Genomic DNA, 20,773 nt, shown 5'->3' on the forward strand with positions numbered 1-20,773 from the left:
GTTGGGGGGGGGGCGCCCCGGGGGGCCCCCCACCACCGGGGTCAGTCGCCGAGCGGGTTGAGCAGGTCGGCCTTGCCCTCGAACGCGAACAGCAGCAGGTCCGTCATCCGGAACGTCCGCGCGTCCGGCCCGAACTCCGGCCGCCACGACGGCTCGCGCACGATCGACGTGCGGCTGCCCTCGATGGCGCGGTGGAACACCTCGGCCACGATCCGGCCGCCGACCGGCCCGAGCCTGCCGCCGTGGAACTCCGCCTCGCGCAGCACGTACAGCCACAACGGGGTCGCGGCGGTCACCGCGGCCTTCTGCGCGTCGGTCAACGACTCCAGCGACGCGCCCCGGTCGCCGACGAGGATCTGCTCCTCGGTCAACGCGGGCACGCCCAGGAACCCGGCCATCTGCTGCCCGCCGGCCAGCCGCACCATGTCCGCCCGGGTCAGGTTGCGGAACGCCAGGTTGCGCTGGATCTCCGGGATCTCGCTGCCACGACCGTCGAACGTGCCCGCCGGCAGCCGCGTCAGCGGGTTGACCAGCAGGCTGTCCACCCGCTTGGTCACGTTGCCGCCGTCGGCGGTGGGCGGCGCGAGGTCCGGCCGGTCGGCCTCGGTGAAGTCGTACAGCCGGCGGAAGTCGGCGATCCAGTTCGTCGGCAGGGTGTCGACCGCTCCCGAGTTCGGGTCGTCCAGGTCCGGCAGCGCCGACCCCGGGTCGAAGTTGCCGGACGTGCCGGTGAAGGCGAACAGCAGGAACAGCGTGGCCGGACCGGTCGTGGTGAACACCCGGTTCCACTGGTAGGCGTCCCGGATCATGCTGTGCCCCAACCGGTACGCGGCCACCGAGAACTCCAGCGGCATCGTCGGGTGCAGGCCGTGCGGCGTGCCGCGGCCGGGTGCCTCGAAGAACCGCCGGCCGCGGGTGAAGACGTCGTCCACGATCGCCGGGTCCACGATGCGCGGCAGGAAGTCGGTGCGCAGCATCCACTGGTAGTGGCGCACCACCTGCTCCCGCGCCGCGGCGAACAACCGCTGCCCGGTGAGCCCGCGCAGCGCCAGCTCGTCCACGACCCGGCCGGGCAACCCGCAGGTCGGGCCCTTCCTGAGAGAACCTGTGAATTCCGCCGCGTGCCGCCCTGCCTCATCCCTTACCGTGACGGCGTGTTCCCCGACTTCCACCGCGCGCCCAACATCGCCGACCACCCCGACCTCTACGAGCGGGAGAACGAGGCGATCGACCCTGACGGGCGGTTGTGGCGCGCGCTGCGCGAGCAGGCCGACTGGAGCGGGCGGACGCTGCTCGACCTCGGCTGCGGCACGGGGTTCTGGCTGCCGCGGTACGCGGCGGACGCGGCCGAGGTGATCGGGGTCGAGCCGGACCCGGACCTGCTGGCCAGGGCCGCGGGCCGGGGGAGCGCGCGGCACGGTTCGGCCGAGCACCTGCCGTTGCCCGACGCGAGCGTGGACGTCGTGCACGCCCGGTTCGCCTACTTCTTCCCGCCGGACTGCGGGCCCGGTCTGGCCGAGGTGCGCCGCGTGCTGCGCCCCGGCGGCACGTTGGTCGTGATCGACAACGACTGGCGGCACGGCGAGTTCGCCGACCTGCTCGCCGCCTCGCCGTGGGCGTCCGCGCAGGGGACCGCCGGCACGACCGACGCGTGGTGGCGGGCGCGGGGCGCGGCGCGGACCGAGGTGATGTCGTCGTGGCGGTGCCGTGACGCGGCGGAACTGGAAGCCGTGCTGCGCATCGAGTTCCCCGGCGAGGTGGTGGACGGCTGGGTCCGCGCCCACCCCGGTCGGCGGGAGTTGAGCTACGGCTACGTGCTGTTCACCGTCACCGCTTGACCGTGCCCCTGGGGCACGCGTTAAACAGGCGGCGAGACAGTACCGAGGGGGAGCGCGCATGATCGACTACACCACGCACAGCCGGTTCAGCGATCCCGGTCCGTTGGCCGGGTGGCTGGACGAGGTCGGGACGGGTTCGGCGCAGTGGCGGCGGGTCGCGTCCGGGTTGGTGTTCCACTACTGGGGCAACGGGCCCATCACCGAGCACGGGTTCCCGGTGGAGCGGCTGGCGGAGGTCGACCTCCGGTACGCGGCGGACATGTTCGCCCGGTTGCACGAGCTCAACCCGGCGCCGTTGGGGCAGCGGCGCGCGACGACGGAGCGGATCGTGGGGTGCTGCCGCGACTTCACGTTGCTGTTCGTGTCGATGGCACGCCACCACGGCGTGCCGGCGCGGTCGCGGGTCGGGTTCGCCGGGTACCTCGTGCCCGGGTGGTACTTGGACCACGTGGTGGCCGAGGTGTGGGACGGAGAGCGGTGGCGGTTGGTCGACCCGCAGTTCGCCGACGGGGAGGTGGACCTGATGGACGTGCCGCGCGACCGGTTCCTGGTCGGGGCCGACGCGTGGCGGGCGGCGCGGTCGGGTGCGATCGCCCCGGACCGGTTCGCGGTGTCGCCGGAGCTGACCGTGCCCGGCACGCGCGGGCTGACCCAGGTGCGGCACGACCTCGTGCAGGACCTCGCGTCGCTGAACAAGCACGAGATGATCCTCTGGGACCTGTGGGGCCCGTTGAGCGACGCGCCCGAACTGTCCGAGAGGACATCACCGCCGCCGACGAGCTGGCCGCCCTGATGCGGGCTCCCGGCACGGACCTGGCGGCGCTCTTCGAGGCCGGACCCTACCGCGTGCCACCCGTGATCACGTCGCTCGACCAGGCCGCTCAGTCGCCGGTGGAGGTCGTGCTGCGCTGAGCCGCGTACCGGGGCCGAGGCGGTGCATCACGGCCAGGTAGGAGGCGGTCCGCTCGGCGAGGAACGCCGGCGCCAACCGCCACGCCCGTTCGTCGCCGCCCGCCGGCTCCCGGTCCAGCAGGGCGCGTGGCAGCGGCGCGTCCCGTCCGGTGTGGACGTCGCCCCGAAAAACTCTCGTGCACCGCGGGCGGGGCCGCCGGGGGGTACGGCAGCTCCACGCTGCGCGACCCGTACGGTCCGCCCACCAGGTAGGTGATCGACCGGTGCGGGAAACCCAGGCCCAGGTCGATCGCCTGCGGCGAGACCGGAAGCTCGGGCGGCACGCCGTAGTGCGGCGTGCCGTAGGGGTCGTCCACCAGTGCCAGGCTCAACGACCGGGCGTGCACGGACAGGGAGCACGCCAGCGCGTCCGCCGCGGTCGGCGAGTTCTCCGATGGCCGGCGCCGGCGGGCCGAGCATGCCGAAGTCCTGCCGCGCCGCCACGCGCAGGCGAGGTCCGGGCAGCCCCAAACCCGGCGGCGGCCGGCTCCAGCACGGCCGCGACCGCCCGGTCCGACACCAGCAGGTCGACCCCGCCGAGCGGACCACCGTCAGGTCGTCCAGGGGCAGTACTTGTCGTCCCCGGTCAAGAACGTCCCCGGCCGGTCCACCACACTGAGGGGCATGACCACTCCCGAGCACCTCGACGTCGTGATCGTGGGCGCCGGACTGTCCGGTGTCGGCGCGGCCTGCCGGCTGCGCACCGAGTGCCCGGACAAGTCCGTCGCGATCCTCGAGGCCCGCGACGCGATGGGCGGGACGTGGGACCTCTTCCGCTACCCGGGCATCCGGTCGGACTCGGACATGTTCACCCTCGGCTACCCGTTCAAGCCGTGGCGCGAGGCGCAGTCGATCGCGGACGGCCCGTCGATCCTCGACTACATCCGCCGGACCGCGGCGGAGTTCGGCATCGACCGGCTCGTGCGCTACCGGACCAGGGTGGTCGCCGCCGACTTCTCCACCGAGACCGCCCGGTGGACGGTGACGGTCCGCCGCCACGAGGAGGACGGCGGCGTCTCGGAGGACGTGATCACCTGCGACTTCCTCTACTCCTGCACCGGCTACTACGACTACGCGCAGGGCCACGACCCGGTGTTCCCCGGCGTCGAGTCGTTCCGCGGCGAGGTCGTGCGGCCGCAGTTCTGGCCCGAAAACCTCGACCACGCGGGCAAGCGGGTGGTCGTCATCGGGAGCGGGGCGACGGCGGTGACGCTGGTGCCGGCGATGGCCGCGACCGCCGCGCACGTCACCATGCTGCAACGGTCGCCGACGTGGATCGGGGTGGTGCCCGGCCGCGACAAGCTCGCCGACCGGGCCCGCGCGCTGCTGCCCGCCGCCGCCGCGCACCGGCTGATCCGCACCAAGAACATCCTGTTCGGGCTGGCGTTCTACCAGTTCTGCCGCCGCCGGCCGCGGGCCGCGCGCAAGCTGCTCACCCGCCTCAACACCAAGGCGCTGCGGGACGCGGACACCGTCCGCGAGCACTTCACGCCCACCTACGACCCGTGGGACCAGCGGCTGTGCGCGATCCCGGACGCCGACCTGTTCCGGGCGCTCAAGACCGGCCGCGCGTCGGTCGTCACCGACCACGTCGACACGTTCACGCCCGACGGCGTGCGGCTGCGGTCGGGCCGGGAGCTGCCCGCGGACATCGTCGTCACGGCCACCGGCCTGCGCCTGCTCGCGCTCGGCGGCATCGCGCCCAGCGTGGACGGGCGGCGGGTGGAGCTGTCCGAGCAGGTCATCTGGCGTGGCGCGATGATCACCGGGCTGCCGAACCTCGCCGTCTGCGTCGGCTACACCAACGCCTCCTGGACGTTGCGCGCCGACCTGACCTCACGCCTGGTGTGCCGGGTGGTCAGGCACATGGACCGGCACGGGTACGCGTCCGTCGTGCCGGAGCCCGACCGCCCCCTGGCCCGCCGCCCGCTGCTCGACCTGGCCTCCGGGTACATCCAGCGGGCCGTCGACGCCTTCCCCCGGCAGGGTGACCGCGGCCCGTGGCGGGTGCGGCAGAACTACGTGCTCGACGCGGTGTCGACGTTGCGCGGCGACCTCGGCCGGGAGCTCGTCGGCACGCCCCGCGCGCGGCTGAGCCGGGCCACGACCAGGTCGACCACGGGCCGGTAGGCGCGCAGCCGGTCCGCGGGCGGGTCACCGACGGCCCGGTCGTGCGTGGCGATCCGGTAGATCAAGGCCCTCAGCAGCACCTGGTCCCACGCCGGCAGGTGCGACCACCGGTCGACCAGGCCCGGCGGGGCGCCGTACCAGCACAGGCAGTCCGCCACCGCGACCGCCGCCGCCCACGACGCGGGCCGCCAGTACGGCGGCCAGTCGATCACGGCGGGCGCCAGGCCGGGGGCGAACAGCACGTTGCCGGGCAGGTCGCCGTGCACGACCTGGGCGGGCAGCTCCACCGGGCGGCGGGCCGCGACCAGCGGTTCCAGCAGCTCTAGGGCCGCGGGGCCCACGTCGGCGGGCGACTCCTCCCAGGCGACCCGGTCGCCGAACGACCACGGGTCGTCCCGCAGGTCGAGGTAGGCGGGTCGGGGCAGGTCGCGCACGGCGTCGTGGAACGCGATCCCGGCCCGCAGCACGTCGTCCGGCCGGCCGACGTCCGGCTCGCCGGCCACGAACCGGCACGCCTCCCACCCGTCGGCCACCCAGTCACCGGACACCGACCGCACGGGCGGCGCGACCCGGAACGCGGGCGACGGCGGCAGCGCGGCGAGCACGTCGGACCGCCACCGCGTCTCCGGCTCGAAGTCCACCGGCTTGAGGACGAGCTCACCGGCACGCCACGTGCCGCCCCGACCGCCCGGCAGCACGACGGGCTCGGCGGTGACGCCGAACGCGGCCAACACGGTCTGCGGGGGCCTCGGCACGGACGAGATCGTAAGCAACCCCGCCGCCGGCGTTCGCCTGGCGGCCGGTTACGGGAGCTTGACGCCGGTCAGCTCCGCGCACGCGTCCAGCAGGCGTTCCTGCACGTCCACGTCGTAGGCGGCGGGGTTGGCCCGCAGCTCCCGGCGCCACTTGAAGTAGCGGCCGGTCACGGTGGCGGCGGGCTCGTCGGCGGTGGCCAGCCACACCTGGGTGTCCGCGCCGATCGGCAGCTCGTCGGTGGCGTCCGGGCCGCCGAGCTTGGTCTTGATCCAGCCCGGGTCGACGGCGTTGCTCAGCACGTCCGGCCACCGGCGCGCCACCGCGAACGCCAGCACCACGTCCAGCAGCTTGGAGTCCGAGTACGCCTGCATGCCGTCCCACGGGCCGCGCTCGTGCTGGAGGTCGTCGAGGTCGGCCACGCCCCGCGCCTCCAGCCCCGACGTCAGGTACACCACGCGCCGAGGCCGGGGCACCAGGGCCGTGAGCAGGTAGGGCGCGAGCACGTTGACCTGGAACAACAGCTCCAGTCCGTCCTCGGTGACGGTCCGCTGGGGCAGCCCGCCGCCCAGCCCCGCGTTGTGGACGACCACGTCGAAGCCCTCGGCGGCGGCGGCCGCGAGCGCCCTGGTCTGCGCGAGGGACGCGAGGTCGCCGACCAGCACGCCGGCCGCGCCGGGCACGGCGGCCGTCGCGTCCTCGGCCCTCGCCTCGTCCCGCGCGTGCAGCACGACCCGGTGGCCCTGCGCCACCAGCGTCGCCGCCGTCTCGCGCCCGATACCGTCCGCCGACCCCGTGACCAGAACGCTCACCATGCGCCGGAGCCTATCCTGGGAGCGTTCCCACGGCTCAGCCGTGCACCTGCCACCGCGCGAGCTGCCCGGCGGGCCACCCGGTGTTCCCGCTGAACCGCAGCCGCACGTGCCGCGCGCTCAGCCCGGCGGGCAGGGCGACGGTGACCGCGTTGCCGGTCGCCGGGTCGAACACGTACCCGGTCGCGCCGACGGCCGTGGTGAACGCCGAGCCGTCCGCGCTCGCCTCCACCGCGATGGTCTGGGTCCGCCTGCCCCACGCCGGGTTCGGCGGCAGGCTCAACGTCATCCGGCGGGGCGCGGCCACCGTGCCGAGGTCCACCCCGATCCACTGCGGGAACGCGCCGTTCGCGCTCTCCCAGTAGCTGTTCGGGTCGGCGTCCACCGCGTACTGGCTGCCGTAGTGCTGGGTCTGGCTGCTCTGCGTGGTGGGCCGGCCCGCGGCCAGGTCGCGCTCGACCGGCGGGGTGTCGGTGGGCATCGGCTTGGTGGGGCGGACGGCGGTCAGCGCGAGCTGCCCCTTGAGCATCCGGCCGCCGTCCCCGGTGAGCCGCAGGTAGTAGTCCGACGAGCAGCGCGTGCCGTCCTCGTCCAATGCCAGGAACCCGGAGCCGACCGGGATGCCCGCCTGCGTCTCCGGTGTCTTGGCGATCTGGTTGGCCTCGTTGTACTCGTCGAACATGGAGATGTAGAGGCCCTGTGCGCCCAGGCGGACCATGTTGTAGAACTGCCGCCACATGAAGTCGCCGTGCGCCCGCTGCCTCCGGGAGAGGTCGCCGGGCAGGACGCACGGCTGGTAGTCGATGCCGAGGCGGTCGCACTCCGCCTGGTCGGGTGAGTTCACGTTCGCGTAGAAGTGGTCGGAGTCGGCGGCGTTGCCGATCCGGCCCACCATCCACGGCGAGAGCATGTGGAAGCTGCGGTAGACGCCGCCGAACCCGGGCCGCGAGTCCTCGACCTCGCGCCGCCAGTGCGTGGGCACGCCGCCGATCAGGTAGACGCCCTGGCCCTTGAACCAGTCGACCACGTCCTGGCACTGCTGCGGGGTGAACGGCCGGCCGGGGTCGTTGAAGCCGAAGCCCCACACGCAGACCACGGGCTTGCCGTTCTGGCGGGCGTACATGGGGGACGAGGTGTGCGCCCGCATCTTGCCCGTCCAGTCGGCTTTGATCTCCGACTGCATGTTCGTCCAGTTCGTGACGTCGTACATGACGTAGAACTTCACGCCGTGCGCCTCGGCGGCCCGCCGCACGTGCGCGGTGACGGCGTCGCGGATCGGGCCCTCGCCGCCGGTCGGGTCGAACCGCTGGAGCGCGGCGGTGTCGCAGCCGTACTCGCGCATCCAGCGGAAGTGCACGTCCACGGTCTGGTAGTCGTGGTTGGAGAACACGGTCGCCGGTCGACCGTCGCCCAGGGCGCCGAACGCGGTCGGGTACCTCGCCGCGTAGTCGGTCATGTCCGGCCACGACTGGAGCGCGTGGTTGGTCGGCGACGGCGGCCTGCTCCAGTCGTCGCTCCAGTGCCACCAGCCGTCGATCGGGGAGTTGTCGCCCCGGGCGGCGAACCAGCCCTGGTAGCCGACGGTGATCTTGCCGACCACGTCGCCGGGAGGGCTCGCCGCGGTCGCGGGGCTCGACGTGGCGGCCAGGGCGGAGGCGGCCAGGGCCGACCCGAGAAACGTCCTGCGTGACAGGGGCACCGCACGCTCCTTCGTTGGAGGGACGACACCAGGATGCAAGAAGTGAGCAGCATCACGCAATAAGTCGACAGACCGGATTCTCGGGTCGGACCGGGAACTACGCCAGCTCGGCCAGCAGCGCGGCCGTCCGCTGCGGGCGGACCAGGAAGCCCAGGTGGCTGGTGTCGAGCGTGCGCACGTCGAACGGGTTGTCGGGCAGCAGGGCGTCGGCCTCGCGGATGAACCGGTCCTGCAACTCGACCGGGATCGAGCGGTCGCCGCTCAGCCGGACGTAGGTGTGCGGCAGGCGTGCCCAGGCACCCGGGTCGACGCGGTCGCTGCCCGCGTCCAGGCCCTCGTCCGGCTCCAGGGTGTTCAGCGCGGCCAGGAACTGCGCGTCCGTGCCGTCGGCCAGCATCGCGGTCTTCAGCTTGGCCAGCAGGTCCGGGTCGGCGGTGCGCCAGTTCATCCGCAGCACGCCCAGCGCCGCCGGGTCGCCGGCGAGCAGGCCCGCACCGAGGTCGTTGAGCGCGCTCGACGCGTACTCCGGCTCCGCCATGTACCCGCCGGCGCTCAGGTCGACGCAGCACCACGCGGACACGTACACGACCCGGTGCAGCAGCTCGGGCACGGCGTTCGCCACCCCGGTCACGGTCATCCCGCCCCGGCTGTGCCCGACGAGGACCACCGGCCCGTGCTCGCCCGCCCGCCGCACCACGTCGACCACGTGCGCGACGTTGTCGGCGTGCGTCGCGCCCGTCAGCCCGGCCGGCTCGACGGCCAGCGCCGCCGGGTCCTGAGGCGCCTGGTAGGACGCGGCGAACGTGGCGTCGAAGCCGTGCCCGGGCAGGTCGACGGCGAGCGCGCGGTGGCCGAGCAGGGCCAGTTCGCGCAGCAGGGGCGAGAAGTGGAACGAGTTGCTGTTGGAGCCGGGCACGAAGACGAAGATCGCGTTCATGCGGAGATCCTCACATTCGGCTTCGACCGGGCCAGCAGCACACCCGCGATCACGACCGCGCCGCCGACCAGCGTGGTCCAGCCCGCGGGCTCGCCGAGCAGCACCACGCCGACCGCCGTCGACCACAACGGCGTGACGTAGGTGACCGTCGAGGCCACCGCGGGCCCGGCCGCCCGGATCACGTCGAGGTTCAGCACGTACGCCAGCCCCGTGCCCACCGCGCCCAGCACGAGCAACGCCACCGCCGCCGGCACGCCCGGCCACGACGGCACCCCGCCCAACGCGGGCGCGACCAGGGCCAGTTGCAGCGTCGCGCACGTGATCTGCACGGCCGACAGCGCGCTCGCGCTGTGGTCGCCACCGGAGAAGAACCGGCGGGTGTAGGCGAAACCCGCGCCGTAGCACGCGGTCGCGGCCAGGCACGCGAGGCTGCCTTCGACGACGTCATCCCCGAGCCCGCGCCACGCGCCCAGCACCACCAGCACCCCCGTGAAGCCGACCAGCAGCCCGGCCACCCGCGCCCGCGTCATCCGCTCGCTCGGCACGATCAGCAGCACGAACACCAGCGTGGTCAACGGCGTGGTGGCGTTGAACACGCCGGCCAGCACGGAGCTGATCCGCGTCTCGCCGTGCGCGAGCAGCGTGAACGGCGCGGCGTTGAGCAGCACCGCGACCACCGCCGCGTGACCCCAGGTGCGGCGGTCCCGCGGCACGGCCGCGCCCTGCGCCAGGCAGATCGCCCACAGCGCGAGCGCCCCGAACAGGCAGCGGGACAACGCCACCCACACCGGGGGCACGCCCGCGTCCACCGCCACCTTGATCAACGCGAAGCTGCCGCCCCAGATCGCGGACAGCAGCACGAACTTCCCGGAGGTCTGCACCGGGCGAGGATCGCCGGGCCTGCGAGGATGAGTCCAACAAGTGACCCGCACCTGCTCATGAGAGTTGTTCATGGCCCTGAACCTCGCGCAGCTCCGCGCGTTCCTCGCCGTGGTGGACGAGGGCGGCTTCGGCACGGCCGCCGAGGCGTTGGGCGTCACGCAGTCCGCCGTGTCGCACGCCGTGGCCGCGCTCGAACGCGCGCTCGGCCACCCGGTGCTCATCCGGCGCGGCAAACCCCGGCCGACCGCGTTCGGCGCGGAGGTCGTGGCGCACGCGCGGGTCGCCGTGGCCGCGTCGGTGGCGATCACCGACCTGGCCGCGCGGCGCGGCGGCGCGGCCCGGGGCACGATCAAGCTGGCCGCGCCGCCGACCGTGTGCCAAGGGCTGCTGCCCGACCTGATGGCCCGGTGGGAGGTGGAGTTCCCGCACGTGCGCGTGCGGGTGTTCGAGGGCGAGGACGACGAGGTGGCCGAGTGGCTGGCCAACGGCACGGTGGAGATGGCCGTGGTGGTCGACCCGCCGCCCGGTGACGGCGTGCTGGTGGGCGAGGACGCGTTCCACGCCTTGGTGCGCACCGACCACCCGTTGGCCGGGGTGGGCGAGGTGCACGTGGCCGACCTGGCCGACGACCCGTTCCTGCTGTCGTGCGGCGGGTGCGAGCGGCACGTGCGGCAGGTGCACGCGGGCCTGCCGTTCGACCCGCTGCACCGGGTGCGCGAGCTGGGCACGCTGCTGGCGATGGTGCGGGCCGGCGTCGGCGTCTCGATCGTGCCGGGCCTGGTGGCCTCGATGCTGGTGCCGGGGCTGACCCTGGTGCCGCTGCGGCCGCGGGTGGTGCGCCGGCTGGTGGCCGCCGGACCTCCGGGACGCGAGTGGCACCCCGCCGTCACCGCACTGGTCGACTCCGCGCGCCCGGTGTGACGCGGGCCGGAGTTTGAGCTCGGGCGCGCGGGCAACTCCCGGGCCATGACGAGAGGCGCGCGAGCGGCGCTGGTGCTCGGCTCGGGGATCGGTGGGTTCGTGGACGGCATCGTCATCCACCAGCTCCTGGGTTGGCACCACATGCTGTCCGGCTGGTACCCGGACGACCCGCACCGGAACATGGTCGGTGACGGGCTGTTCCACCTGTTGTGCCTGCTGCTCGTGCTGGTCGGCGTGGCGCTGCTCAACCGGGCGGGCACGGTGCCCGCCCGCGCGCTGTGGGGCGGGGTGCTGGCCGGCTGGGGCGTGTTCAACCTGGTCGAAGGGGTGGTGGACCACCTGGTGCTGGGTGTGCACCACGTCCGCACCGGGCCGCACGAACTGGCCTACGACCTCGGGTTCCTCGCGCTGGGCGCGGTGCTGGTCGCGGTCGGCGCGCTCGTGGCGCGGGAGCGGGTGGGCCGGTGAGCACGGTGCGGGAACGGCTGCGCGAGGCCGCCGGGGACGTGTTCGGGTGGGCAGAGCTGCGCGACGAGCAGATCGACGCCATGGAGCAGGTGCTGGCGGGGCGGGACGTGTTCGTCGTGCTGCCCACCGGCGCGGGCAAGTCGGCCGTCTACCAGGTGCCCGGCGTGCTGCTGGACGGGCTGGTCGTCGTGGTGTCGCCGTTGATCGCGTTGCAGCGCGACCAGGTCGCCGCCCTGCGCGACCACGGCGCGCCGCCCGCCGCGCTGGTCAACTCGGCCCAGTCCGAAGTGGACAACCAGGCCACGTGGGAGGCGGTGGCGCGCGGCGAGGTGCGGTACCTGTTCGTCTCGCCCGAGCAGCTGGCCAAGCCCGACGTGCTGGAACGGCTGGGCGAACCGGCGTTGTTCGTGGTGGACGAGGCGCACTGCGTGTCCGCGTGGGGCCACGACTTCCGGCCCGACTACCTGCGGCTGAGCGCCGCGGTGGAGAAGGTCGGCCGCCCGCCCGTGCTCGCGCTCACCGCCACCGCGGGCACGACCGTGCGCGAGGACGTGATCACCCAGCTGGGCATGCGCGACACCGTCGTGGTGGCGGTCGGGTTCGACCGGCCCAACCTGTCGCTGGAGGTGCGCGCGTTCGTCGAGGACGACGACAAGCGGCGCGCGGTGCGCGACTGGGTGCGTGACGCGCCGAAGCCCGGCCTGGTCTACGTGGCCACGCGCAAGGACGCCCGTCGTTACGCGGACGAGCTGGTCGCGGCGGGCGTGGACGCCGAGCCGTTCCACGCCGGGATGAAGGCCGCCGAACGGGAACGCGTGCAGGACGCGTTCATGCGCGGCCGGGTGGACGTCGTCGTGGCGACCTCGGCGTTCGGCATGGGCATCGACAAGCCGGACGTGCGGTTCGTCGCGCACGCCTCCGCGCCCGGTTCGCTGGACGCCTACTACCAGGAGATCGGCCGCGCCGGGCGCGACGGCGAACCGGCCCGCGCGGTGCTGTTCCACCGGCCGCAGGACCTCGGGCTCCAGCGGTTCCTCCAGTCGCGGCACGTCGACCGGGAGGCGTTCGTGGAGCTGGCCGGGTTCCTGCGCCAGCACCCCGGGCTGCGGGTCACCGAGCTGGCGCGGGAGATGGGGCAGTCGCGCCGCAAGGTCACCTCCGGGGTGAACCTGCTGGAACGGGTCGACGCGGTCGAGGCGGTCAAGTCCCGGTTCCGGCTGGTGACCGAGCCGCGGCGGGCGGCGGACCTGGCCGTGGAGGAGGCGCTGCGGCTGCAACGCCTGGACAAGTCCCGGATCGAGGTGGTGCGGGCCTACGCGGAGACTAGGGCGTGCCGCCGGCAGCACCTGCTGGGCTACTTCGGCGAGGTGCTGGAGCGGGCGTGCGGCAACTGCGACACGTGCGAGCGGGGCGAGGCGGGCACCGGTGTGTCGGCCAACCCCGAGTACCCGGCGCAGTCGCGCGTGCGGCACGCGGAGTTCGGCGCGGGCACCGTGGTGCAGAGCGAAGCCGACCGGATCACCGTGCTGTTCGAGGACGTCGGCTACAAGACGTTGTCGCTGGAAGCGGTGCACGAGGCCGACGTGCTGGGTCGCCACCCGGACCTCTGACCGGGCACGGTCCACTGTGGACATGTGGTTCACTGGTGGTGCGCCGCCGCTCGGATTCCCCGTGATCAACGCCGATCAGCTGGAGGAGACCACCGTGCCCATCGCCAGGTCGACCCGCGGCTTGCTCGCCGCACTGGCCGTCGCGACCGCCCTCGGCGGCGCGCTCGCCCCCGTCGCGACCGCGTCGCCGACCACCGACCTCACCGTGTCCGTGCACGACCCGCTCGCACCGGCCGTGCGGGAGTACCGCCTGACCTGCGACCCGGACGGCGGCACGCACCCGCGGCCGACGGAGGCGTGCGAGGCCATCCGGAAGTCGCCCGACGCCGTCAAGCCGCCACCGCCGACCGCGAACTGCTACGACCGGGTCTTCGGCCCGCAGCGCGCCAAGGTGTCCGGGGTGCTGTCCGGCGTCGAGGTCGCGTCCACCTTCAGCCGGGTGAACTCGTGCGAGGAGGACCGCTGGCAGGCGTGGCTGCCGGTCTGGGGGTGAGTTCACCCCGTCGAGGGCTGTCCGTCACCCCGAGCGGGTAGCCCGAGGTGTTTCGGCGTGCGCCGGGCCGTCGCCCGCCGAGCATGGATCGCATGGCACGGACCCACCTGCTCGGAGCCGTCGGCGCGGCGGTGCTGCTCGCGGTCGTCGCGCTGCACGGCGTCGGTGCCGCCGACCCACTGCCGGGCGGGACGAGGCGGTGAACGTCTTCGTCGGCGGCGACTTCCTGGTCCGGCAGAGCGCGGCCGAGGCCGAGGGCCGGGTGGTCGTGGGCGGCGGTTTCGACCTGGCCAAGGCGCCGGGCGCGTCGTCGGTCTACAACGTGGGCGTCGTCGGCGTCGGCTCCCGCGTGCCGCCGCCGGACGGGACGGACTTCCTGGTCACCGGCGGCGCGGTGACCGTCGCGCCCGGCCAGGCCCTGCTCGCCGAGGGCGGTGTCGTGCACCACGCGGGACCGCTGACCGGCGCGATCACCGGCGTCGACCGGCCCGACCCCGCCGCGTTCACCCCGTACGCGGGGCTGTCCGCGCAACTGACCGCCGCGAGCACCTGCTACGCGGCGGCGGCCACCACCGGCACGGCGGTCAACCAGGGCTACCAGACCCTGTTCACCGGCGACGGCACGTCGACGCTCCAGGTGTTCACCGTCGACTTCGACCTGGCCGGCGCGAGCGGCGGCCAGCAGGGGCTGGTGTTCGCGGGCGTGCCGGAGGGCGCCACGGTCCTGGTGAACCTGGTCGGCGCCGCGCGGCGGATCGTCACCTACACCGGCGAGCTGACCGACGAGGGGCCGCTGAACCGGATGCGTGAGCGGCTGCTGTGGAACTTCCCCGACGCCACCTCCGCCGAGATCGGCGGCACGGCCCAGTTCCAGGGCAGCGTGTTGGTGGGCCACCCGGCGAGCACGACGACGGTGACCGTGCCCGGCCTGGCCGGCCGGTTCTTCACCACCGGCTCGCTGACCCACGGCGGCACCGGCGGCGGCACGGGCAACGAGTTCCACGCCTACCCGTTCACCGGCGACCTCCCCGCGTGCCACGTGCCCACCACCACGACCGAGCCGACCACCACCACGCAGTCGACCACCACGACGTCGTCCACGACCACCACGACGGTCGGCCAGACCACGACGGCCACCACCACCGTCATCACCACGCCGGCCACCCCGACCACGACGACCCACCGCGTCACGGGACAGGCGGGCCTGGCCGGCACCGGCGCGGACGTCGGCCTCGGCGTGGCGATCGGCGGCCTGCTGCTCGTCGCGGGGACGACGGCGCTGGCCGTGGTCGCCCGCAGGCGGCGCGGCTGATGCCCCGGACCACCGGCCCGGGGCACCGGCCGGGCGCGACTAGCGGGTGATCTTGTAGGCGCGGATCACCGAGTGCTCGAACGTGTTGCCGTCGCTGTCGGCCCCGGACGCGCGCAGCGAGACGTAGCCGGCCACCGGGGGGTGCCGCACGAACGCCGCGCCACCCGCGACCGGCACCCGCCGCCACGTCCTGCCGTCGTCGAACGACACGTCGACCCGGACCTGGCCCACCTCGCCGTTGTCCGCGCCGTCCTGCTGCTCCACGGTCAGCGGCACGCGCAGCAGCCGCCCGGCCGGGGTGCCGCCGGACGCGTCGAGCTCCGGGGTGAACCGCACCACCGACAGCGGCAGCCGGCGGCCCTGCCCGTCCGGCAGGGTTCGCATCCGGAACGTCCACGCACCGCTCACCCGCGTGGTCAGCTCGTGCGCCGCCGGGTCGCGGACCAGGTCGTGCTCCACCCGGTAGCGGCCCTCACCCTCCGGCACGGAGAACTCGCCCCACTGGTCGAGCACCTGGCCCACCAACCGCCCGTCCCGGTGAACCGACGTGCGCGCCGACTGGTAGTCGCCCCGGCCCAGGTTGCCGTCGCGGTCGTTGATCAGCGGCACCTGGGCCGTGACGCGGTCCTCGTGCACGCCGAGGTAGGTCGCCGAGTACCCGGCCAGGCCCGGCCCGAGCACCGGGCGCACGAACCGCTCCGAGTACCGCTCGCCCAGCCGGTAGCGGCGGTTGAACGACGAGTAGTCCGCCTCCATCCGGTACTGCGGCGACAGCCGCTGGAAGCCCCAGCTCCAGGTGAGCTGGTCGGGGGTGATCCGGTCGACCACCGCGCCGCCCGAGGGCACCGGCAGGCCCACCGCCCAGCCGCCCGAGCCGTCCGGCGGGCTGGCGTTGCCGCTGTGCAGGTACTGGCGGTCGGCCGGGCCGGGCGCGAACGTCGTGCGCACCTCGGTCAGCTCGGCCAGGGTGGGCGCGCGGGTGTACCCGGTGGGCACCGCGCCCTGCTCCATCCAGCGGAACCGGTAGTGCGTCGGCGTCCCGTCCACCGGCGGGCTCTGGAACTGGGCCCCGAACGAGACGGTCAGCTCCTGGTCGGTCAGCGCGGGGCCGACGTGGCCGATCGCCATGTCGCCGAAGCCGCCGATGAACGCGGTGTTGAGCACGACCCGCCTGCCGTTGAGCAGCCGGGAGACGTTGATGTCGCCGATCATGGGCGTCGCGGTCGGGTCCGGCGCGGTGATGCTGAGCGGCTTGGCCACCCGCGCGTCGAAGGTGTAGCGGGTGTGCTCGGCGTCCACGGTCAGCGTCGGCCGGGCCAGCACCCAGGTCTTGGGCCAGTTGCGGATCACCGTCCGGGCCATGTACTCGCCCTTGGGCACGCGTGCGGTCGCCGTGCCGTCCGGGCCGTACAACGTCTCGTAGACGTCGTTGTCCATGCCGACGAGCGAGGTCGAGTTGTCCAGCGCGGGGTTGCCGTCGGCGTCGACGTGCTCGAGCGCGATGTCGTAGCTCTCCACCTCGCGGGCCAGGCTGACCGGGACGCGCGTGGGGCCGCCGACCAGCACGCCGGAGAAGACGCCGTCCACCCCGCCGACCCTGGTGTCCGCGGTGACCTCGACGGCGGCCGTGCCACCGGCGGGCACGGTGACGTGCGCCGGGTTCACCGTGACCAGGCCGGCGGGCGCGGCGCCGTTCGGGCCGCGCAGCTCCACCGCGAGGTCGAAGGTGACCGGTTCCAGGCCGTTGTTGCGGTAGGTGACGGTCTTGGTGACCGGTGTGTCGTCGTGGTGGGGCCACAACTGCTCTTCGAACGTGACGCTGACCGGGTCGGCACCGACGGTGGCCGTGATCGCGCGGGTCAGGTCGACCCGACCCGCGCCCTGGTCGAACACGCCCAGGTTCGGGTTCGGCTCGGCGGAGGCCATGAGGGCGGCCTTGAGCTGCGCGCCGGTCCAGTCCGGGTGCCGTTGGGCCAGCAGCGCGGCCGCGCCCGCGACGTGCGGGGTGGCCATCGACGTGCCGGACAGGGCCGTGTGCCGCCGGCCGACCGGTGTGCCGAGGAAGCCCTCGGCGGCCTTGGCGGCGACGATGTTCAGGCCGGGCGCGGTGATGTCGGGCTTCACCGCGTCGTCGCCGTTGCGGGGGCCGCGGCTGGAGAAGTGGGCGAGGTCGTCGTCGTGCCGGACCGCGCCGACGGTGAGCGCGGCGTCCGCGCTGCCCGGCGAGTCGATCGACCTCGGCCGCCCGCCGTTGCCCGCCGCGACGACGAACAGCGTGCCCGTCTTCGCCGTCACCTGGTTGATCGCGTCCTCCAGCGGGTCGACGCCGGGGGAGTCGTAGCCGCCGAGGCTGAGGTTGACGATGTCCGCGCCCTCGTCCACGGCCCACTGCACGCCCGCCAGGATCGCCGACTCCGGGCAGCCGCCGCGGCCGCACACCTTGCCGTCCAGGATCCGGGCGTCGGGCGCGACACCCCGGTAGGTCCGGTCACCGCTCGCGATGGTCGCGGCGACGTGCGTGCCGTGGCCGTCGCGGTCGGTGGCGTCGGGCTCGTCGGTGAAGTTGCGCTCGGCGACCTCCTTGCCCCGCAGGTCGGGGTGGTCGCCGTCGACGCCGCCGTCGAGCACGGCCACCTTCACGCCCTTGCCGGTCAGGCCGGAGCGCCACGCGGTGGGCGCGCCGATCTGGGCGGTGGAGCGGTCGAGGGTGGGGCGGAGCACGGCGTCGAGCCAGACCTTGGTCACGCCGGGGTCGGCGAGCAGGTCGCGGAACGCGGTGCCGGCATCGGCCTTGGGTGTGCGCAGGGCCAGCGCTCCGGGCAGCGCGCGGGCGGAGCGCAAGGCGGTGGTGGGCGTGCCGGTGACGATCAGCGGCAGGTGGTCGCTGCGCGCGTCGTCGTACCCGGCCTCGATCAGGCCCGTCACGTCGAACAACCGGGGGTCCAACCGGCCCGCGGCGAGCCCTCTGACCGCGTCCTCGGGCACGACGCTGAGCCGCCCGTCCCGGTGGGTGGAGTGGAAGGTGACCCGGTCGCGGCCGGGGCCGGGCTGGAACGACCCGACCGCCTCACCGGTCACCACGACCCGGTCGCCGGTGATGAGCGTGACGGTGCGCGGCTGAACGGCCGCCGCCGACCCGGACCCCGCACCGCCGACCACCCCGGTCCCGCCACCGCCCACCACCGCGGGTTCCGCGCGGGCGACGCCCGTCAGCGACGCGGTGAGCAGCCCGGATGCGACTAGGAGCGCTCCCAGGGCGGTGCCGCGCTTTCGTGGTCTGGACACACGTACCTCCCGAGTCCGGTGCGCGTGCATCGCGCACTCCGGGGGGCGTCGCAGACCCGCGGTGGCGGTGGACCGGAAGTGTCGAAGCCCCCAACGGCCTCGACGCTAGCCATCACCGCCCCGCGCGGTCAGCGGCTGTTGGCGGGGTGTTCGGCCACCCGAATGCACCATCGGCGGCTCGTGCGCGTGGTCACCGGAACTCCCCACCGAGTGCTCGCCCCGCCCCCACAACCGCGTGACCACGCGCTTTCCCGGCCGGCCCACCTCGGCGTGCACCGGCATCCCGGTGACGGGCCTGCCGGCGGCGAACGCGATCGAGGCCGCCGATCGGCGCGTCGGACCGAACGAGCACCACGTCGATCCCGGGTGCCCGGTCGACGCGCGCCCACGCGCAGTCCCGGAACGACGACCGCACGACCCGGCCGTCCTGCACGGTGACCTGCGCACCCGACACGGTCGACGAACGCGTCCATCACCCGGCCCTGACCTGCGCCCGCAACCCGGACGGGTGCAGCACGGGGACAGCAGCGGCGTCCGCGCGGGCAGGTCCACGTCGCGCCGCTCACCGTTGAGGTGCAATCGGTCCGCCCCACCCCGGCCTCCTCCGCGCTCGGCCGCCGGACGGCCGCGCCGGTGCGGCCGACATGCCTACTGGTGGGGGATGGGCACGCCCGCGGCACGCAGTCCGGCTTCCACGAGCGCGTTCAACCGCACCCAGGCCCGCTCCTCGCGGTGGTGGTTGATCAAGCCGTAGTGGGTGGCGGCGTCGGGTGGCAGCCGCAGACCCGTCGGCACCGCCAGCAGCTCGTCGTCGGACAGCAGGGCGTCCACCAGCGCGGACGCCAGCTCGGCGAGCCGCGGGTCGTCGGGATCCCAAGAGCGCGCGTTCCAGGCCCGCTTGACCAGCCCGACGAACCCCGGGTGGTCCAGCCGGTGTTCGAGCTTGGTCAGGAACAGCTCGAAGAAGTCCGGCGAGAACGCCCTGGCGAGCACCAGCGCTTCTCGTTGGCCGGCCACGTACTCGGCGCTGAAGCCGAGGTCGGCGAACCGGTCCAGGACCGCCAGGGCGCGGTCGGGCAGCAGGAGCCGGTCGCCGTCGGCGAGCCGCCGCAGCCGGGCCCGCCGGGCGACCAGCTCGGCGATGCGGTCGTCGAGCCGCTGCTCGACGACGGTCAGGGCGGCGGTGAACCGCTCCGCGTCGGCGTCCAGCAACGGCCCCACCTCCGCCAGCGGCACGCCGGCGGCGGCCAGGGTCCGGACCTGGACCAGCCGCAGCAGGTCCGCTGAGCCGTACCGGCGGTAGCCGGAGCCGTCCCGGGGCGGTTCGTCGAGCAGGCCGTGCCGGTGGTAGTGCCGCACGGTCTTCACGGTGACCCCGGCGAACGCCGCCGCCTGCCCGATCGTGACCCCGTTGGTCGAGACAGCCATGCGCCGAGTGTGCGGCCTGACCCGAGGTCAAGGTCAACCCCGGGCGGGGCAGAACACCGCGTCGACCAGCCGTCGCAGCACCCGGGGGAAATCCCCGACCAGGTCGACGTCGGCGTCACCGCCCGTCACGGAGGCGGTCAGGGTCGTGCGGCCGTCGAGCGTGCTGTACATCAACGCGCCGGAACCGATCGTGCTGCCGTTGTGGCGCACGACGGTGATACCGCAGCTCGCCGTCTCCACGAACAGGCCGAGGCCGTAACCGACTTCCGGGTGGGGCGTGCGCATCTGGGCCAGCAGTCTGGCGGGCAGCAGCTTCCCGCTGTTCAGCGCGGCGAAGAACGTCCGCAGGTCCCTGGTGGTCGAGATCAGGTCACCGGCGCCGAACACCAGGGACGGGTTCTGGCGCGTGACGTCGACCGTCTTCCACTGACCGGCGTCCTGGTAGTGGTAGTAGGCGTGGGCGTGCGGCCCGGGGATGCCCGTCCGGGTGCCCGGCACCACGGTGCCCCGCAGCCCCAACGGTCCCAGGATCCGCCGTCGCAGCTCCTCGGCGTACGAACGGCCGGTGACCCCTTCGACCAGCAGCGCCGCCACCGTGTAGTTGGTGTTGGAGTAGTTCCAGTCCGTCCCCGGCGCGAACAACGCCGGCTTGGTCAGCGCGAACCGCACCAGCTCGTCGGGCCGGTAGGTGCGCAGCCGCTGGTCCACCCACTCGGGGCCGGTCGAGGGGAACCCCGCCACCACCGTCCCGTCCGGGTAGAGGTCGCCGGTGTGGTTGAACACCCCGCTGGTGTGCTGCAACAGCATCCGCACCGTGATCCGCCGGTCCAGCCCGAACCTCGGCAGGTAGTCGTCCACCGGCGCGTCCAGCCCGACCTTGCCTTCCTCCACCAACTGGAGCACCAAGGTGGCCACGAAGGTCTTGGTGTTGCTCCCGATCCGGAAGCGCCCCTCGGTCGACGGCGGCGTGGCCTCGCCCAGCTCGCGCACCCCGGCACTGCCGACCCACTCGCCCCGCTCGTCGTGCACGCGCGCCTGCATCCCGGCGAACCCGATGTCGACGAACGCCTGGACGGCCTCCCGGACCTCGGTGCGTCGCTCCGCCCCGGTGCCTGTGGCCGTTCCCGGCGCGGCCACCAGCGCCACGCCGAGCGCCACGCCCACCACCCGCCGCCGAACCCTCGCCCTGCTGTTGTCCGTCATGCGGCCAGGCTCCGGCCTGACCTCGGGTCAAGGTCAACCCCTTCCGCCGCC

17 protein-coding genes are annotated in these 20,773 nt (G+C 73.9%); 8 read left to right on the top strand and 9 right to left on the bottom strand.

The window, feature by feature from the left end:
• Positions 1-41: 41 nt before the first annotated feature.
• On the bottom strand, positions 42-1,076 hold the full coding sequence (locus tag LZG04_RS37085; protein ID WP_233826188.1) for a peroxidase family protein: 1,035 nt from the start codon (positions 1,074-1,076) through the stop codon (positions 42-44).
• Between the two features lie 78 nt (positions 1,077-1,154).
• Here LZG04_RS37085 and LZG04_RS37090 point away from each other — a divergent pair, with 78 nt between their 5' ends.
• From LZG04_RS37090 to LZG04_RS37100, 3 genes are all read left to right on the top strand, one after another.
• Positions 1,155-1,838 carry a class I SAM-dependent methyltransferase gene (locus LZG04_RS37090; protein WP_233826189.1) on the top strand — a complete coding sequence of 228 codons (684 nt, stop codon included), beginning with the start codon at positions 1,155-1,157 and terminating at the stop codon, positions 1,836-1,838.
• 58 nt (positions 1,839-1,896) lie between these two features.
• On the top strand, positions 1,897-2,631 hold the full coding sequence (locus tag LZG04_RS37095) for a transglutaminase-like domain-containing protein (RefSeq protein WP_233826191.1): 735 nt from the start codon (positions 1,897-1,899) through the stop codon (positions 2,629-2,631).
• A 782-nt stretch (positions 2,632-3,413) separates the two neighbouring features.
• Positions 3,414-4,919: an NAD(P)/FAD-dependent oxidoreductase gene (locus tag LZG04_RS37100; RefSeq protein WP_233826193.1), complete on the top strand. Its 1,506-nt coding sequence runs from the start codon at positions 3,414-3,416 to the stop codon at positions 4,917-4,919.
• On the opposite strand, the gene LZG04_RS37105 is transcribed toward LZG04_RS37100, so the two are convergent.
• The 5 genes from LZG04_RS37105 to LZG04_RS37125 all read right to left on the bottom strand — a co-directional run bounded on the left by LZG04_RS37105 (position 4,808) and on the right by LZG04_RS37125 (position 10,001).
• The gene (locus LZG04_RS37105; RefSeq protein WP_233826194.1) at positions 4,808-5,674 is read right to left on the bottom strand and encodes a TIGR02569 family protein; all 867 of its coding nucleotides are present in this window, start codon (positions 5,672-5,674) and stop codon (positions 4,808-4,810) included. The genes LZG04_RS37100 and LZG04_RS37105 overlap by 112 nt on opposite strands.
• A 48-nt stretch (positions 5,675-5,722) precedes the next feature.
• Positions 5,723-6,487 (bottom strand): SDR family NAD(P)-dependent oxidoreductase, encoded by a 765-nt coding sequence (locus tag LZG04_RS37110; protein ID WP_233826196.1) that lies wholly within the window; start codon positions 6,485-6,487, stop codon positions 5,723-5,725.
• A 34-nt stretch (positions 6,488-6,521) separates the two neighbouring features.
• Positions 6,522-8,183 (bottom strand): discoidin domain-containing protein, encoded by a 1,662-nt coding sequence (locus LZG04_RS37115; RefSeq protein WP_233826198.1) that lies wholly within the window; start codon positions 8,181-8,183, stop codon positions 6,522-6,524.
• A 97-nt stretch (positions 8,184-8,280) separates the two neighbouring features.
• Entirely contained in the window at positions 8,281-9,120 is an 840-nt protein-coding gene (locus LZG04_RS37120; RefSeq protein ID WP_233826199.1) for an alpha/beta fold hydrolase, read from the bottom strand.
• Positions 9,117-10,001: a DMT family transporter gene (locus LZG04_RS37125; RefSeq protein WP_233826201.1), complete on the bottom strand. Its 885-nt coding sequence runs from the start codon at positions 9,999-10,001 to the stop codon at positions 9,117-9,119. Before LZG04_RS37125 ends, LZG04_RS37120 begins: the two co-directional genes overlap by 4 nt.
• Positions 10,002-10,071: 70 nt before the next feature.
• On the opposite strand from LZG04_RS37125, the gene LZG04_RS37130 reads away from it, so the two are divergent.
• From LZG04_RS37130 to LZG04_RS37150, 5 genes are all read left to right on the top strand, one after another.
• Positions 10,072-10,923 carry a LysR family transcriptional regulator gene (locus LZG04_RS37130; RefSeq protein WP_233826203.1) on the top strand — a complete coding sequence of 284 codons (852 nt, stop codon included), beginning with the start codon at positions 10,072-10,074 and terminating at the stop codon, positions 10,921-10,923.
• Between the two features lie 45 nt (positions 10,924-10,968).
• Entirely contained in the window at positions 10,969-11,391 is a 423-nt protein-coding gene (locus LZG04_RS37135) for a DUF2243 domain-containing protein (protein WP_233826204.1), read from the top strand.
• Complete coding sequence (locus LZG04_RS37140; RefSeq protein ID WP_233826205.1) at positions 11,388-13,001, top strand: ATP-dependent DNA helicase RecQ; 1,614 nt, start codon at positions 11,388-11,390, stop codon at positions 12,999-13,001. The genes LZG04_RS37135 and LZG04_RS37140 overlap by 4 nt, the downstream gene beginning before the upstream one ends.
• 61 nt (positions 13,002-13,062) lie before the next feature.
• A complete protein-coding gene (locus LZG04_RS37145; protein ID WP_233826207.1) occupies positions 13,063-13,494 on the top strand; it encodes an SSI family serine proteinase inhibitor in 432 nt (143 codons plus the stop codon).
• Positions 13,495-13,693: 199 nt separating this feature from the next.
• Positions 13,694-14,806 carry a choice-of-anchor A family protein gene (locus tag LZG04_RS37150; RefSeq protein WP_233826208.1) on the top strand — a complete coding sequence of 371 codons (1,113 nt, stop codon included), beginning with the start codon at positions 13,694-13,696 and terminating at the stop codon, positions 14,804-14,806.
• A 39-nt stretch (positions 14,807-14,845) separates the two neighbouring features.
• Here the strand turns inward: LZG04_RS37150 and LZG04_RS37155 are convergent, their stop codons facing one another.
• The 3 genes from LZG04_RS37155 to LZG04_RS37165 form a co-directional block, all read right to left on the bottom strand.
• On the bottom strand, positions 14,846-18,091 hold the full coding sequence (locus tag LZG04_RS37155; protein WP_233826209.1) for a S8 family serine peptidase: 3,246 nt from the start codon (positions 18,089-18,091) through the stop codon (positions 14,846-14,848).
• Positions 18,092-18,739: 648 nt separating this feature from the next.
• Positions 18,740-19,519 carry a MerR family transcriptional regulator gene (locus tag LZG04_RS37160; protein WP_233826210.1) on the bottom strand — a complete coding sequence of 260 codons (780 nt, stop codon included), beginning with the start codon at positions 19,517-19,519 and terminating at the stop codon, positions 18,740-18,742.
• A 33-nt stretch (positions 19,520-19,552) separates the two neighbouring features.
• Positions 19,553-20,722 (bottom strand): serine hydrolase, encoded by a 1,170-nt coding sequence (locus tag LZG04_RS37165; RefSeq protein WP_233826211.1) that lies wholly within the window; start codon positions 20,720-20,722, stop codon positions 19,553-19,555.
• Positions 20,723-20,773: the final 51 nt, after the last annotated feature.

The sequence above is a fragment of the Saccharothrix sp. S26 genome, assembly GCF_021390395.1.
In the GTDB taxonomy this organism is placed as follows: domain Bacteria; phylum Actinomycetota; class Actinomycetes; order Mycobacteriales; family Pseudonocardiaceae; genus Actinosynnema.